Origin of the sequence: Herbaspirillum camelliae, assembly GCF_001929405.1 — a bacterium.
Classification (GTDB): Bacteria; Pseudomonadota; Gammaproteobacteria; order Burkholderiales; family Burkholderiaceae_D; genus Herbaspirillum; species Herbaspirillum seropedicae.
Map to the genome: position 1 here is coordinate 378,316 of NZ_KV880769.1, position 15,347 is coordinate 393,662.

Here is a 15,347-nt window from a genome sequence, read left to right on the forward strand (position 1 = left end):
ATGTCGCGCGGCTCGCAGCAATACCGACCGTGTGACCACCACCATGCCGCCAAGAGCATGCAGGAAGTCCATCGAACTGCCCGGCCGCCGCCGGATGCGGTTCGCTTCACCCAACCTTTCTCTCTGATGGAGACCGGCCATGACTACCGACTCTTCCCCCGCAGCCAGCAGCTACCTGGCCGGCGCCGATGACGCCCGCCTCACCAATGAAGACCTCGCCCCGCTGAAGAAGCAGACCTGGGGTTCCTACAACATCTTTGCCTTCTGGATGTCCGACGTGCACAGCGTGGGCGGCTACGTCTTCGCCGGCAGCCTGTTCGCGCTGGGCCTGACCAGCTGGCAGGTGCTGATCTCGCTGCTGATCGGCATCAGCATCGTCTACCTGCTGTGCAATCTGGTGGCGCGTCCCAGCCAGGCGCATGGCGTGCCTTATCCGGTGATGAGCCGGCTGTCCTTTGGCGTCCTGGGCGCGAACGTGCCGGCCATGATCCGCGGCCTCATCGCGGTGGCCTGGTATGGCATCCAGACCTACCTGGCCTCGGCGGCCTTCGTGGTGGTGGTGCTGAAGTTCTTCCCTGAATTGAAGCCCTATGCCGATGTCCACGTGCATTCCTTCGCGGGCCTCTCCACGCTGGGCTGGGGCGGCTTCCTGCTGCTGTGGGTATTGCAGGCGCTGGTGTTCTGGAACGGCATGGAGACCATCAAGAAGTTCATCGACTTCGCCGGACCTGCGGTCTACGTGGTCATGTTCATCCTGGCCGGCTGGATGATCTACAAGGCCGGCTGGCAGAACGTCGGCCTGAACCTGGGCGAGATCAAGTACAGCGGCTGGGCAGCGGTATCGGTGATGATCACGGCCATCTCGCTGGTGGTGTCCTACTTCTCCGGGCCGATGCTCAACTTCGGCGACTTCTCGCGTTACTGCCACACCTTTGCCGATGTGAAGCGCGGCAACTTCTGGGGCCTGCCGGTCAACTTCCTGGCCTTCTCGATCGTCACCGTGGTGACCACTTCGGCCACCATTGCGGTCTTTGGTGAGCTGATCACCGATCCGGTGGAAACGGTCTCGCGCATCGACAGCACCACTGCCGCGGTGATCGGCGCGCTGACCTTCCTGACCGCCACCATCGGCATCAACATCGTGGCCAACTTCGTCTCGGCCGCGTTCGACTTTTCCAACCTCTCGCCCAGCCGCATCAGCTGGCGCGCCGGTGGCATGATGGCCGCGACCGCCTCGATCTTCATCACGCCCTGGAACCTGTTCGGCAATCCCGAAGTGATCCACTACACGCTGGATGTGCTGGGGGGCTTCATCGGTCCCTTGTATGGCATCTTGCTGGCCGACTACTACCTGATCAAGCGCCGCGAGGTCAAGGTGGAAGACCTCTACACCATGCGTCCCGAAGGCCGTTACTGGTACACCAACGGCGTCAACCGCGACGCGGTCAAGGCGCTGGTGCTGGCCGCCGCCGTCTGCGTGGCCTGTGTGATGCTGCCTCAGCTGCGCGCCGCTGCCGACTTCTCGTGGTTCATCGGCGCAGCGCTGGGCGCGATGTTCTATCTGATGTTTGCGCGCAAGGGCTGAAGCTGAGGCTAAGGCTGAGCACGGCGACATCGTATTGAAGGAAAAGACATGCGTATCAAGCTCATCAATCCCAACACCACTTGGTCCATGACCGAGGCCATGACCGCCTGCGCCCGCCAGGTCGCAGCGGCGGGAACCGAGATTACCGGCGTCAGTCCCGAGATGGGGCCGGCCTCCATCGAAAGCCACTACGACGAAGCGCTGGCCGTTCCCGGCCTGTTGCAGGAAATCGAACGTGGGGAGCGGGATGGTTACGACGCCTACGTCATCGCCTGCTTCGGCGACCCCGGCCTGTCGGCCGCGCGGGAGCTGGCGCAGGGGCCGGTGATCGGGATTGCCGAAGCGGCCATGCACATGGCCAGCCTGATCGCACCGTCCTTCTCGGTGGTGACCACGCTGGCGCGCACCAGCGGCATGGCCTGGCATCTGGCCGAGCGTTACGGGATGCAGCGTTTCTGCCGCAATGTACGCGCTTGCGAGATTGCCGTACTGGAGCTGGAAGACCCCGCCTCCGACGCCCGCGCACGCATCATCGACGAATGCCGGCGCGCGCTGGCCGAGGATGGCGCCGAGGCCATCGTACTGGGTTGTGCTGGCATGGCCGAGCTCTGTGCCGCGATTGGGCGCGACATTGGCGCACCGGTGATCGATGGCGTGACCGCTGCGGTCAAGCTGGCCGAATCGCTGGTGGCGCTGGGGTTGGGCACGGCCAAGCGGGGCGAGTTGGCAAGGCCTTTGCCAAAGGCTTACCATGGCTTGCTGCGCGAGTTTGCGCGCAGTTGATTTCCGATGCAGCGCCGGGCGCAGGCGCTGCGTTTTTCATTTTTGACCGTTTATTGGGCCTATTGAGGCTATTGAAGACCCTATGTCACAGCAACAGACCTATCCACGCGACCTGGCCGGCTATGGCCGCAATCCTCCGCACGCACGCTGGCCCGGGCAGGCCAGGGTGGCGTTGCAGTTTGTCCTGAACTATGAAGAAGGCGGTGAGAACTGCGTGCTGCATGGCGATGCGGCTTCCGAGCAGTTCCTTTCCGAGATCGTGGGGGCAGCGGCCTATCCGGCGCGGCACATGTCGATGGAATCGATCTACGAATATGGTTCACGCGTGGGTGTGTGGCGCATCCTGCGCGAGTTCGAGAAGCGTGGCTTGCCGTTGACGGTGTTTGGTGTGGCGATGGCGTTGCAGCGCTCTCCCGAGGTCACCCAGGCGTTTGTGGAGCTGGGGCATGAGATCGCTTGTCATGGCTTGCGCTGGATTCACTACCAGAGCATGGATATCGAGACCGAGCGCGCACACATGCGCGAGGCGGTGCAGATCTTCCGTGAGCTGACGGGGAGCGCGCCGCTGGGCTGGTATACGGGACGGGATTCGCCCAATACGCGGCAGCTGGTGGTGGAGCATGGCGGCTTTGCCTATGACTCTGATTACTACGGGGATGATCTGCCGTTCTGGACGGAGGTGGAAACGGGGGCGGGGGTGAAGGCGCCGCATCTGGTGGTGCCTTATACGCTGGATTCCAACGATATGCGCTTTGCTACGCCACAGGGGTTCAATACCAGTGAGCACTTCTTCCAGTATCTGAAGGATAGCTTCGATGTGCTGTACGAAGAGGGAGAAGAGGCGCCCAAGATGCTTTCCATCGGGATGCACTGCCGCTTGCTGGGGCGGCCTGGGCGGTTCCGGGCTTTGCAGCGCTTCCTCGATTATGTGCAGTCGCATGACAGGGTCTGGATCTGTCGGCGCATTGATATCGCTGAGCACTGGAGGAAGGTGCATCCTTATTCGGAGCGCTGATTTTGTTTTTGGTTACGGTAGGAGATGGGGGTGGGCTCCCTTGGGTAGTCTGCACGGAATTTCTTCCTGCGCTCTAGCTTAATTCTTATCTTTCTCCGGTCGGGAGAACGCGCCGGGGGCGGCCCGGCAGCCGCTCACTTTTCTTGTCTCGCCAAGAAAAGTAAACAAAAGAAGGCGACCGCTACTGCCCCGCCCTCCTTCGGAGGGTCCCCGCGTCAGCGCACATAAAAACGGGAAAAATAGAGTCGCTTCGCTCCGACTATTTTTCTGATCCGTTTTTATGTGCGCTGACGCGGCGGGTCAGAAGCGGACGGCTTGTCCGGCTCGCCTTCGGCATCGCTGGGGGCTCGCTGGCGCTTCGGCTTTCTTCGATCACATACTTTCCGTACTTTTTAGTTTTATCTTCCTCTTCCTCTTCCTCTTTCGCTCTCCTGCCTTTGTTTTTCTTCTAAATAATTCCCCCCCGTTCGGACTGAGTAGTCGCGCAGCGACGTATCGAAGGCGCCCCGTCCCAAGCCAAAGCCGAAGGCGAGTAGGAGAAGTGCGAGGCCGAAGGCGAGCCCGTTCAGGTTTTTCCCCTTAGAGCCAGCCGCCGCAGTGGAGCGAAAAGTGGATCAGAAAAATAGTCGGAGCGAAGCGACTCTATTTTTCCCACTTTTCGCTTCACTGCGGCGGGGACCCTCCGAAGGAGGGCTGGATCTTAGGGGTCGCCTTCTTTTGCTTACTTTTCTTGGCGAGACAAGAAAAGTGAGCGGCTGCCGGGCCGCCCCCGGCGCGTCCTCCCGACCGGAGAAAGATAATAATTAAGCTAGAGCGCAGGAAGAAATTCCGTGCAGACTACCCAGGAGCGCAACAAAAAAACCCAAGCCCAAATAGCCCGCCCCCGGCAAAACAACAGACCAGAAAATAATTAGATAAATAATTATTTAACAGCAGCCCCAGCCTCGAACCATTTCCCGATAACAGCCCGTTCCTCCTCGGTAATATGGGTCATATTCCCTAGAGGCATAGCCCTCTGCACAACAGCCTGTTGATAGATTTGCTGAGCATGTTGAGAGATATGTTCAGGCGAATCGAGCAGAACGCCCTTACCCGGCACAGGCATCAAGGTAGGTTGAGCCGCATGACACTGAATGCAGCGCGCCTGAATAACCTGCTGCACCTGAGCAAACGCCCCACCCTCAGAGGAGGAAGAAGAGGAAACAGAAGAAGCAGCAGCCACCACCGGCCTGGCCTGCATCAAAGGACTCATCCAGACAATCACCCCCAGCAACAACCCCACCGCAATCCCCGGATACCACCAGTTATAGACCCCCTTGTGCCGCAACACAAAGAACTGCCGGATCAACGCCCCCGCCGCCATGATGACCAACAGCACCACCCAGTTATGCGGCGCGTTATAGGTCATGCTGTAGTGATTGGACAGCATCGCAAAGAGCACCGGCAACGTAAAGTAAGTGTTATGGACACTACGCTGCTTGCCCCGCTTGCCATGAATCGGATCAGGCGCCTGCCCCGCCCGCATCGACGCCACCATCTTGCGCTGCCCAGGAATGATCCACACCAGCACATTAGCGCTCATGATCGTCGCCAGCGACGCCCCGCTGATCAGGAAAGCCGCCCGCCCCGAAAACAGATGACAGGCCGCCCACACCGACACCACCACCTGCAAGCCCACCAGCAGATTGACCAACCGATCCGCCCCCGGCCGATCGCCGATGGTGCTGCAGATCGCGTCATAGATCAGCCAGTTGAAGATCAGGAAGGCAATCGCCGCCCCGCCCGCCATCGACGCCGACATATCGAACACATTGCGATCCACCAGAAACACATTGGCATTGAACAGATACAAGAGCGAAAACAAGGCAAAGCCCGACAGCCAGGTGCTATAGGATTCCCAATAGAACCAGTGCAGATGCTCCGGCAAGACCTTGGGCGCCAGCAGGTACTTCTGCGGATTGTAGAAGCCCCCGCCATGCACCGCCCACAACTCCCCGCCCACCCCCTTCTCCTTCAACTCCGGATCGGTGGGCGCCACCAGGCTGTTGTCCAGCCAGACGAAATAGAAGGAAGAGCCAATCCAGGCGATGGCCGTGATGACGTGCAGCCACCGCAGCAGCAAATTGAGCCAATCAAGAATATAGGCTTCCATGTCCGAAATACGTCCTCTAGGTTGTTGTCTGGTGATGAAACGGGTTCTAGCATAAATGATGCCGGGCGAGGCTCCTTCTGCGCATGCACGCTCGCCAGCCACGCACAGCCGATCGAGCACAATACCAACAAAGCCTGTCAACAATATTCGCCAACGCTGATACCCGACAGTGGCCCGACCAGATAAGCCACAAGCCGCCACTGGCACGGCCCGCCGGCCGGCATCGCTTTTAGTGCAGGCGGCCAATTCAGTGCAGCCCAGCACCAACTTGTCGCAAATGCGCAGAAATCATTGTCAACAAAATGACATCACGTTGGCGACAAGCAACGCCCCTCGATTATCGAAGCCCTGCCGCCCCGCCCTATTACCCGCTACCACCGCCAGCCGGCAGCACCGCCCATGCCGCCCGCAAAGCCGCACCAGCACTGGCATTGCGCAGCATCCCGAAGAACCGCGCCAGGCCTTGCCTGCACCGCTGCGCCCAACAGACCACCCTGCGCACTCACGCCACGGAACAACGCGGACAAAACCATTTATTCGCCGGGATGGCATTGGCACGATATCTGCTAAACATGCTGCCTGAATTCGCACGGCCAGCGGCACGGGAGAGCAGCAACACCGCCAGCCATGCGAAACATGGTGAAACCGCCGGGCAATCCGCCCGGCGCCCATTTTTTTCAACAAGGGGAGCGTAATGAAGAAAACTCGTTTGGCACTGGCATTGGCGTCCTGTATGGTGGCTGGCAGCGCAATGGCGCAATCGTCGGTCACCGTCAGCGGCCTGGTGGACGCCTACGTCGGCAGCATGAAGAACAGCGGCGATACCGGTAGCAAGGCCTCGGTCGGCTCCGGCGGCATGACCACCTCGTGGATCGGCTTCAAGGGTGTTGAAGACCTCGGCGGCGGCCTCAAGGCCGAATTCGCCCTGACCTCGTTCTTCCAGGCCGATACCGGCGCCTATGGCCGCTTCGGCGGTGACAACCTGTTCTCGCGCGACGCCAATGTCGGCCTGGCCGGTGACTTCGGCCGCGTCTCGCTGGGCCGTGGCCTGGCGCCGAGCTTCCTGCCCACCGTGCTGTTCAACCCCTTCGGCGATTCCTTTACCTTCTCGCCGCTGGTGCTGCACGTCTACACCCCGTCGGGCAGCTTCGGCTCGCGCACCTGGACCCAGGCCAACGCCGCCGACAGCGGCTGGAGCAATGAAGTCGTCTACACCACACCCAAGTTCGGCGGCCTGCAAGCCAACGTCCACTACCAGTTCGGCGAAGTCGCCGGCCAGAGCGGCAAGAAGAACATTGGCGTCAACGCCCTCTACTTCAACGGCGGCCTGGCCCTGACCGGCCTGTACTTCGACGCCCAGGTCAGCAACCCGAACTCGGGCGCGGCCATCATCGACGCCACCTCGCCGTTCTCCAGCATCACCCGCCAGAAGACCTGGATGCTGGGCGCGACCTATGACTTCCAGGTGGTCAAGCTCTACGGCACCTACCAGAACAGCAAGGACACCACCGCCGGCAATCCGCAAGCCAAGGACAAGCTGTTCAGCCTGGGCCTGTCGGCGCCGGTGGGCAATGGCTCCATCCTGGCCGGCTTTGCCCGCACCAAGCGCAGCGGCGACCTGCTGGCCGGTGGCGATGTGTCGCGCAATACCACTTCGGTGGGCTATGACTATTTCATGTCCAAGCGTACCGACCTGTACGCCATCGTCATGAACGACAAGATCTCTACCCAGAGCAACGCCGTTTCCTTCGGCCTGGGCATGCGTCATCGTTTCTGATTGCATGAGATCGGCTTGCGCGCTGCGCCCCCAGGCCAGCGCCCAAGCGGAGTCCGGCGCGCCCATCTGGGCGCTGGTCTCCGCGCACCGGCTGCTGTAGCCGGTCTGCATCACCCGCTGTACGCGGCCCGGCGACTCCTTCTAGCCGGGACGTGGTCTTGAGTCTGTGTTCGGTGGGAACCGCCTTACCGGAATGCGCCGCATGCGTGATGGCGCCATCGGCCTGGCATGTGCGCATTGCGGTTTCCACCCTCTTTTTAAATCACATCGCTTTTCGGGAGATCTCCCCATGCGTTCTTTCCGCTTCCTCGGCTGCTCGGCGGCACTGCTGCTGGGCCTGGTATCGGCTTCGTCCACCTTCGCCCAGGACACCCGCATCAAGTTCCAGCTGGACTGGCGTTTCGAAGGTCCGGCAGCCCTCTTCCTGGTGGCCAAGTCCAAGGGCTACTTCGCCCAGGAAAAACTGGACGTCACCATCGATGCCGGCAATGGCTCGGGCAATGCGGTCAATCGCGTGGCCTCGGGTACCTATGACATGGGCTTTGCCGACATGGCCGCGCTCATGGAATTCACGGCCAACAATCCCGATGCACCGGGCAAGCCGGTGGCGGTGATGATGGTCTACAACGACACGCCGGCCGCGGTGTTCTCGCTCAAGAAATCCGGCATCAAGAAACCGGCCGACCTGGCCGGCAAGAAGCTGGGCGCGCCGGTGTTCGACGCTGGCCGCCGCGCCTATCCCATCTTTGCCAAGGCCAATGGCCTGGATGCTTCCAAGGCGCAGTGGACCAGCATGGACCCGCCGCTGCGCGAAACCATGCTGGCGCGCGGCGATGTGGACGCCATCACCGGCTTCTATTTCACCTCGCTCTTGAACCTCAATGCGCGCGGCATCAAGGATGAAGACATCAACGTGATGATGTATCCGGACTACGGCGTGCGCCTGTACGGCAATACCATCATCGCTTCCGACACCATGGTCAAGAACAAGCCGGAGGCCATCAAGGGCTTCCTGCGCGCCTTCGCCAAGGCCAGCCGCGACGTGATGGCCAATCCGGAAGCGGCCATCAAGGTGTTGAAGGAACGTGACGGCCTCATCGACGAGAAACTGGAGCTGCGCCGCCTGAAGCTGGCCATCGCCAGCGCCATCGCCACGCCCCACGCCAGGTCGGAAGGCTATGGCCAGGTCTACGGTCCACGCCTCACGCTCATGGCCTCGCAGGTCTCGGACGCCTATGGCACCAAGACGCGCGTGAATGCCGACAAGATCTGGAACGGCAGCTTCCTGCCGACCAAGGCCGAGCTGGACGTGTTCCCCAAGTAAATCCTTTATTTCATTTATATCGTTTATACCTATCCATCCCCGGCAGGCCGGAAGCAGCGCGGCCAGCCGGGACCGGTAGCCCCAACCTGAATGCATTCATGAGCGAACCCTTCGTCGATTTCCGCCACGTCTACCTGGCCTATGATGACGCCGCCGAGTTTGCGGTGGAAGACATCGACCTGCAGACCCGCGCAGGCGAATTCATCGCCATCGTCGGCCCGTCCGGCTGCGGCAAGTCCACCTTCATGAAGCTGGCCACGGGCTTGAAGCAGCCCAATCGCGGCAGTGTCGTCATCGACGGCCAGACCGTCACCGGCCCGCTGAAGTTCGTCGGTATGGCCTTCCAGGCGCCGACCCTGCTGCCCTGGCGCACGACGCTGGACAATGTGCTGCTGCCGCTGGAAATCGTCGAGCCCTACCGGCGCGACTTCAAGCAGAAGAAGGCCGAGTACACCGAACGCGCCCTCAGTCTCTTGAAGACCGTGGGCCTGGACGGCTATGCCGACAAGTTCCCCTGGCAACTCTCGGGCGGCATGCAGCAGCGCGCCTCGATCTGCCGCGCACTGATCCACGAACCCAAGATGCTGCTGCTGGACGAGCCCTTCGGCGCGCTCGATGCCTTTACCCGCGAAGAACTGTGGTGCGTGCTGCGCGACCTGTGGGCGGAGCGCCGCTTCAATGTCATCCTGGTCACGCACGACCTGCGCGAGGCGGCTTTCCTGGCCGACACCATCTACGTGATGAGCAAGCGCCCCGGCCGCATCGTGGTGCGGCGGGAAAATCCGCTGCCGCGCCCCTGCCCGCTGGAAACCACCTATACCGACGGCTTCAATGCGCTGGTGCACGAACTGCGCGAGCACATCGGCCACGTGCGCAATACCTGACGACCGCAAGCCCGATCAAGGAAACTCATGAAAACTCCCTTCCAAGGCAAACTCAACCGCGCTGCCACCACGCTGGCGCCCTGGTTCCTGCTGCTGGTGATCCTGGGTGTGTGGCAATTCATCTGCAGCGTGTGGCAGGTCTCGGACTTCATCTTCCCCAGCCCGGCGTCCATCCTGCAGGCCATGGTGGACTATGCCGGCCCGATCACCGAACATGCGCTCTCCACCTTCTGGGTCACCATGGTGGGCTTTGCCATTGCCGTGGTGGTGGGGGTGACGCTGGGCTTCGTGATCGGCTCGTCGCCCATGCTGTATGCCGCCGCCTACCCGCTGATGACGGCCTTCAACGCCCTGCCCAAGGCGGCGTTCGTGCCGGTGCTGGTGGTCTGGTTCGGCATTGGCGCGGGGCCGGCGATCCTCACGGCCTTCCTCATCTCCTTCTTCCCCATCATGGTCAACATCGCCACCGGCCTGGCCACGCTGGAGCCGGAACTGGAAGACGTGCTGCGCGTGCTGGGCGCGCGCCGCATGGATATCCTGCTCAAGGTGGGCCTGCCGCGTTCGATGCCCTATTTCTTTGCCTCGCTGAAAGTGGCCATCACGCTGGCCTTCGTGGGGTCGACGGTGTCCGAGATGAATGCATCCAACCAGGGTATTGGCTACCTGCTGGTGTCGGCCGGTTCCTCGATGAAGATGCCGCTGGCCTTTGCCGGACTGGTGGTGATCGGTGCGATGGCCATGGCCATGTACGAGCTCTTCGCCATCATCGAGAAGCGCACCACCGGCTGGGCGCACCGCGGAAAATGAGATAAATCGGTCTTTGCGGCGCAGTGCGGGTGGAAAACCCTGCAAAAGCGGTATGCGGCGCAGCCCAATTTGACTATCATGTCGCGCGTGCAAGCCGCCTGGGACGCGCTTCTGGCGGCAGGCCAGCGCCAGCGCAGACCGCCTTGCAATCCGACATGACGATACATCACACCACAGGGAAATCACGTGAGCGCAGTTCCACTCCGTCTTGAAATCAGCCATGTGCGCAAGGCCTATCCGGGCGTGCTGGCCAACGACGATGTCAGCCTGGCGGTGGCGCCCGGCGAGATCCACGCCGTGCTCGGGGAGAACGGCGCGGGCAAGTCCACCCTGATGAAGATCATCTTCGGCGCGGTCAAGCCCGATGCGGGCGAACTCCGCTGGAACGGCGAGGCAGTGCAGATCGCCAACCCGCAGGTGGCGCGCAAGCTGGGCATTGCCATGGTGTTCCAGCATTTCTCGCTGTTCGACACGCTCACCGTGACCGAAAACATCGCCCTGGGCCTGGACGCCAAGACCGATCTGAAGGAACTGGCCGAGCGCATCACCCGCACCGGCGAGAAATACGGCCTGGAGCTGGAACCGCAGCGCCACGTGCATACGCTGTCGGTGGGCGAGCGCCAGCGCGTGGAAATCGTGCGCGCCCTGCTGACCGAACCGCAATTGCTGATCCTGGATGAACCGACCTCGGTACTGACACCACAGGCGGTGGAAAAACTCTTCGTCACCCTGCGTCGCCTGGCCGACGAGGGCTGCAGCATTCTCTACATCAGCCACAAGCTCGACGAGATCCGCGCGCTGTGCCACAGCGCCACCGTCATGCGCGGTGGCCGTGTGACCGGCAACTGCGATCCGCGCAATGAAAGCAGCGCCAGCCTCTCGCGCATGATGATCGGCGACGAACTGGTGCGCCTGCAACGCGAACGCAATCCGGAGTCCATGCGCAATGAGCGCAAGCTGCACGTCAATCGTCTCTCGCTGCCCAAGGCGCATCTGTTTGCCACCGAACTCAAGGACATCGAATGCGAAGTGCGGGCCGGTGAGATCGTCGGCATCGCTGGCGTCTCGGGCAATGGCCAGCAGGAACTGCTGGCGGCGCTGTCCGGGGAAGACCAGCGTGCCGCCCCTCACATGATCATGCTGGGCGGCAAGGCCGTGGGCGACCTCTCGCCCAACCCGCGCCGCGCGGCGGGCCTGGGCCTGGTGCCGGAAGAACGCCTGGGACGCGGTGCGGTGCCGACCCTGTCGCTCACCGCCAATATGCTGCTGTCGCACCAGAAGGCGCCTTATGTGAAGCGCGGCATGATCGATTTCGGATTTACCCGTCGTGCGGCGGCGTCCATCATCGAGCGCTTCAAGGTCAAGGCCGCTGGTCCCGATGCGCCGGCCAAGAGTCTCTCGGGCGGCAATCTGCAGAAATTCATCGTTGGCCGCGAAATGGAACGCAAACCCGCTGTCTTCGTGGTGGCCCAGCCGACCTGGGGCGTGGACGTGGGCGCAGCCGCCCAGATCCATGGCGAAATATTGAAACTGAAACAGGAAGGATGTGCAGTGCTGGTGATCTCGGAAGAACTTGACGAACTATTCGCATTATGTGATCGCCTGCACGTCATCGCCAAGGGGCGTCTGTCTCCTTCCATTCCCATCGAGCAGGCCACGCGTGAGCAGGTGGGCGTGTGGATGAGCGGCTTGTGGGACGAACCGGTGGCATTGGACAAAGGGACGGAGGTGGGCAATGGCTGAGCGCTTGAGCTTCCCGTTGCGTCTGGAACTGCGCGGTGCGCCGTCCCGGACCATGACCTATCTGTCGCCGGTGATCGCCATCGTCGCCACGCTGTTGCTCGGTGCACTGCTGTTCCTGGCGCTGGGCAAGGACCCGCTGGCGGGGCTGAAAGTCTTCCTGATCGATCCCTTCAATGGCAAGCGCGCCATCAGCGAACTGCTGCTGAAATCGGTGCCGCTGATCCTCTGTGCGCTGGGGCTGGCGGTGTGTTTCCGCGCCAGCATCTGGAACATCGGCGCAGAGGGTCAATTCACCGTCGGCGCGCTGTGCTCGGGGGCCATGCTGGTGTGGCTGGATGTGCCGGGGCACGGCATCTCCGGCGGCATGGGGCTGGTGCTGATGATCGTGGCCGGCGTGATCGGCGGCGCACTGTGGGCGGCCATCACGGCCTTCCTGCGCGACCAGTTCAACGCCAATGAAATCCTGGTCTCGCTGATGCTGACCTACGTGGCGCAACTGCTGCTGATGTGGGCCGTCAATGGCCCGCTGAAGGATCCCAATGGCATGAACTTCCCGCAGTCCAAGGTGTTCTCCAGCGAGTTCATGCTGCCCATGCTGATGTCGGGCACGCGTCTGCACATCGGCTTTGCGGTGGCCATCGTGGCGGCGGTGCTGATGGCCATCTTCATGATGCGCAGCCTGCGCGGCTTCTCCCTCATGGTCGGCGGCGTGGCCCCGCATGCGGCGCGCTACGCGGGCTTTTCGGCGCGCTCGGCCTTGTGGGTGTCGCTGCTGATCTCGGGGGCTTTTGCCGGACTGGCCGGAGCCTTCGAGATCGCCGGTCCGATCGGTCAGTTGTTGCCCTCGGTGTCGCCGGGCTATGGTTTTGCGGCCATCATCGTGGCCTTCATTGGCCGCCTGCATCCCATCGGCGCGATTCTGGGCGGACTGATCATGTCGCTGCTGTACCTGGGCGGCGAGCTGGCGCAGTCGCGCCTGGGGCTGCCCTCGGCGATCACGGGCGTGTTCCAGGGCATGCTGCTGTTCCTGCTGCTGGCCTGCGATACGCTCATCGATTACCGCCTGGTGTGGAACAAGAAAGTCTAAGGAATCAGGACAGGACATGGAACAACTCGCTCCTCTCATCGCAGCCTCCATCAATGCCGGCACCCCCTTGCTGCTGGCCGCCATCGGACTGTTGATCAATGAACGCTCCGGCGTGCTCAACCTGGGCGCCGAGGGCATGATGCTGGTGGCCGCCATCGCTGGCTTTGCGGTCGGCTATACGACCAAGAGCCCGCTGCTGGGCTTCATGGCAGGCGCGGTCTGCGGCATGCTCATGGCCACGCTCTTCGCCTGGCTGGCGCTGCGCCTGGCCACCAACCAGGTCGCCACGGGGCTGGCGCTGTCGATCTTCGGTGCGGGCCTGTCGGCCTTCGTGGGTCAGCGCTTCGTCGGGCTGGCGCTGCCGGCGCAGGCCACGTCGGTGCCGCTGCTGGGCGATCTTCCCTTCCTCGGCCAGGCGCTGTTCCATCAGCACTGGATGAGCTATGTGGCCTTCGCGCTGTGCCTGGCCAGCATCTGGTTCCTGTATCGCACGCGCGCCGGGCTGGTCTTGCGCGCGGTGGGCGAGTCGCCCGAATCAGCGCATGCGCTGGGCTATTCGGTGCGCGGCATCCGCTATCTGGCGCTGCTGTTCGGCGGCGCCTGCTGCGGCCTGGCGGGGGCCTACATGTCGCTGGTCTACACCCCGATGTGGGTCGAGGGCCTGGTGGCTGGACGCGGCTGGATCGCGCTGGCCCTCACCGCCTTCGCCACCTGGCGTCCGGCACGGGTCTTGCTGGGATCGCTGCTGTTCGGCGGCGTCACCATCGCCCAGTTCTACCTGCAAGGCATGGGCGTGACGGTGCCGTCGCAGATCCTGTCGATGGCGCCGTATCTGGCCACCATCGTGGTGCTGGCGCTGATCTCGCGCAACCCCGACTGGATCCGCCTGAACATGCCGGCCTCGCTGGGCAAGCCGTTCCGTCCGGGCGCTTCCTGAACTATTTATATCATTTATATCGTTTAGTCCGTTTTTGTAGCTGCACTTGCATTTATCCACTGACCTTGAGGGAGAACACAATGAAGATTTCGCGCAGGGCATCCTTGACGATGCTTGCTACCCTGGCCGCTGCAACCCTGATCGGTTGCGGCAAGAAGGAAGAACCTGCTGCCGCCGCGCCCGCTGCTGCGCCGGCTGCCGCTGCGCCTGCCGCCGATCCGCTGAAGGTCGCCTTCGTCTACATCGGCCCGGTTGGTGACGCTGGGTGGACCTTCGCGCATGACAAGGGCCGCAAGGCAGTCGAAGAAAAGTTCGGCGACAAGGTCAAGACCACCTTCGTGGAAAACATCCCCGAGTCGGCAGCCGATGCCGAGCGCGTCTTCCGCCAGTTGGCCACCGATGGCAACAAGCTGATCTTCGGCACCACCTTCGGCTACATGGAAGCCATGCTCAAGGTCGCCAAGGAATTCCCGGACGTGAAGTTCGAACACGCCACCGGCTTCAAGACCGCCGACAACCTGGCGCAATACGATGTGCGCACCTATGAAGGCGCATACCTGGCCGGCGTGGTCGCGGGCAAGATGAGCAAGTCCGGCAAGCTGGGCGTGGTGGCCTCGGTACCGATTCCTGAAGTGATCCGCAACATCGACTCCTTCACCCTGGGCGCGCGTTCGGTCAACCCCAAGGCCACCACTGCCGTGGTGTGGGTCAACAAGTGGTTCGATCCGGGCAAGGAACGTGAAGCCGCCACCACCCTGATCGGCCAGGGCGTGGACGTGCTGATGCAGAACACCGACTCGGCCGCCGTGGTGCAGACCGCGCAGGAAAAGGGTGTCTACGCCTTCGGCTGGGACAGCGACATGACCAGCTTCGGCCCCAAGGCCCACCTGGCCGCTTCCATGATCAACTGGAGCGTGTACTACAACGCCCGCGTGCAAGCCGTGCTCGATGGCTCCTGGAAGACCAGCACCAGCTGGATCGGTCTGAAGGAAAACGGCATCGATCTGGGCGCCTTCAATCCGGAACTGCCGGCTGATGTGAAGACCCTGGTGGAAGAGCGCAAGAAGGGCATCATCGATGGCTCCGCGCCGATCTGGAAGGGTCCGATCAAGGACAACGCCGGCAAGGAAGTGCTGGGCAAGGACGCCGTGGCGGATGACGGCTTCCTGCATGGCATCAAGTTCTACGTCGAGGGCGTGGATGGCAAGGTGCCGGGCTGATCCCCGGCTGCTTGCAGGCGCGGCTTGGCGCGC

Annotated in this window: 12 protein-coding genes; 11 read left to right on the forward strand and 1 reads right to left on the reverse strand. The window is 62.3% G+C overall.

From position 1 onward, the window contains the following. Positions 1-139 precede the first annotated feature (139 nt). The 3 genes from BGK68_RS01735 (at position 140) to puuE (ending at position 3,383) form a co-directional block, all read left to right on the forward strand. Entirely contained in the window at positions 140-1,585 is a 1,446-nt protein-coding gene (locus tag BGK68_RS01735; protein ID WP_075255656.1) for an NCS1 family nucleobase:cation symporter-1, read from the forward strand. 48 nt (positions 1,586-1,633) lie between these two features. Next, the gene (locus tag BGK68_RS01740) at positions 1,634-2,368 is read left to right on the forward strand and encodes an aspartate/glutamate racemase family protein (RefSeq protein ID WP_075255657.1); all 735 of its coding nucleotides are present in this window, start codon (positions 1,634-1,636) and stop codon (positions 2,366-2,368) included. Between the two features lie 82 nt (positions 2,369-2,450). Continuing rightward, complete coding sequence (puuE, locus tag BGK68_RS01745; protein ID WP_075255658.1) at positions 2,451-3,383, forward strand: allantoinase PuuE; 933 nt, start codon at positions 2,451-2,453, stop codon at positions 3,381-3,383. Positions 3,384-4,305: 922 nt separating this feature from the next. On the opposite strand, the gene BGK68_RS01750 is transcribed toward puuE, so the two are convergent. Then, the gene (locus BGK68_RS01750) at positions 4,306-5,535 is read right to left on the reverse strand and encodes a urate hydroxylase PuuD (protein ID WP_075255659.1); all 1,230 of its coding nucleotides are present in this window, start codon (positions 5,533-5,535) and stop codon (positions 4,306-4,308) included. Between the two features lie 694 nt (positions 5,536-6,229). On the opposite strand from BGK68_RS01750, the gene BGK68_RS01755 reads away from it, so the two are divergent. The 8 genes from BGK68_RS01755 (at position 6,230) to BGK68_RS01790 (ending at position 15,314) form a co-directional block, all read left to right on the forward strand. Further along, on the forward strand, positions 6,230-7,312 hold the full coding sequence (locus BGK68_RS01755; protein WP_075255660.1) for a porin: 1,083 nt from the start codon (positions 6,230-6,232) through the stop codon (positions 7,310-7,312). A gap of 289 nt (positions 7,313-7,601) precedes the next feature. Beyond that, complete coding sequence (locus BGK68_RS01760; RefSeq protein WP_075255661.1) at positions 7,602-8,636, forward strand: ABC transporter substrate-binding protein; 1,035 nt, start codon at positions 7,602-7,604, stop codon at positions 8,634-8,636. Between the two features lie 98 nt (positions 8,637-8,734). Beyond that, positions 8,735-9,520, forward strand: a complete 786-nt coding sequence (locus BGK68_RS01765) for an ABC transporter ATP-binding protein (RefSeq protein WP_075255662.1) — start codon at positions 8,735-8,737, stop codon at positions 9,518-9,520. A gap of 27 nt (positions 9,521-9,547) precedes the next feature. Continuing rightward, positions 9,548-10,327 (forward strand): ABC transporter permease, encoded by a 780-nt coding sequence (locus BGK68_RS01770; protein ID WP_075255663.1) that lies wholly within the window; start codon positions 9,548-9,550, stop codon positions 10,325-10,327. Positions 10,328-10,513: 186 nt separating this feature from the next. Further along, a complete protein-coding gene (locus BGK68_RS01775) occupies positions 10,514-12,070 on the forward strand; it encodes an ABC transporter ATP-binding protein (RefSeq protein WP_075255664.1) in 1,557 nt (518 codons plus the stop codon). Continuing rightward, positions 12,063-13,157 carry an ABC transporter permease gene (locus BGK68_RS01780; protein ID WP_075255665.1) on the forward strand — a complete coding sequence of 365 codons (1,095 nt, stop codon included), beginning with the start codon at positions 12,063-12,065 and terminating at the stop codon, positions 13,155-13,157. The genes BGK68_RS01775 and BGK68_RS01780 overlap by 8 nt, the downstream gene beginning before the upstream one ends. A gap of 16 nt (positions 13,158-13,173) precedes the next feature. Further along, entirely contained in the window at positions 13,174-14,094 is a 921-nt protein-coding gene (locus tag BGK68_RS01785; RefSeq protein WP_075255666.1) for an ABC transporter permease, read from the forward strand. A gap of 80 nt (positions 14,095-14,174) precedes the next feature. Then, positions 14,175-15,314 (forward strand): BMP family ABC transporter substrate-binding protein, encoded by a 1,140-nt coding sequence (locus BGK68_RS01790; RefSeq protein WP_075255667.1) that lies wholly within the window; start codon positions 14,175-14,177, stop codon positions 15,312-15,314. The last annotated feature ends 33 nt before the right edge of the window (positions 15,315-15,347 follow it).

Excerpts from the sequence above, each read along its gene's own strand:
- BGK68_RS01735 (WP_075255656.1), top strand. The coding sequence starts at position 140 with ATGACTACCGACTCTTCCCCCGCAGCCAGCAGCTACCTGGCCGGCGCC.
- BGK68_RS01780 (WP_075255665.1), top strand. The coding sequence starts at position 12,063 with ATGGCTGAGCGCTTGAGCTTCCCGTTGCGTCTGGAACTGCGCGGTGCG.
- puuE (WP_075255658.1), top strand. The coding sequence starts at position 2,451 with ATGTCACAGCAACAGACCTATCCACGCGACCTGGCCGGCTATGGCCGC.
- BGK68_RS01770 (WP_075255663.1), top strand. The coding sequence starts at position 9,548 with ATGAAAACTCCCTTCCAAGGCAAACTCAACCGCGCTGCCACCACGCTG.
- BGK68_RS01755 (WP_075255660.1), top strand. The coding sequence starts at position 6,230 with ATGAAGAAAACTCGTTTGGCACTGGCATTGGCGTCCTGTATGGTGGCT.
- BGK68_RS01790 (WP_075255667.1), top strand. The coding sequence starts at position 14,175 with ATGAAGATTTCGCGCAGGGCATCCTTGACGATGCTTGCTACCCTGGCC.
- BGK68_RS01750 (WP_075255659.1), bottom strand. The coding sequence starts at position 5,535 with ATGGAAGCCTATATTCTTGATTGGCTCAATTTGCTGCTGCGGTGGCTG.
- BGK68_RS01785 (WP_075255666.1), top strand. The coding sequence starts at position 13,174 with ATGGAACAACTCGCTCCTCTCATCGCAGCCTCCATCAATGCCGGCACC.
- BGK68_RS01765 (WP_075255662.1), top strand. The coding sequence starts at position 8,735 with ATGAGCGAACCCTTCGTCGATTTCCGCCACGTCTACCTGGCCTATGAT.
- BGK68_RS01760 (WP_075255661.1), top strand. The coding sequence starts at position 7,602 with ATGCGTTCTTTCCGCTTCCTCGGCTGCTCGGCGGCACTGCTGCTGGGC.
- BGK68_RS01740 (WP_075255657.1), top strand. The coding sequence starts at position 1,634 with ATGCGTATCAAGCTCATCAATCCCAACACCACTTGGTCCATGACCGAG.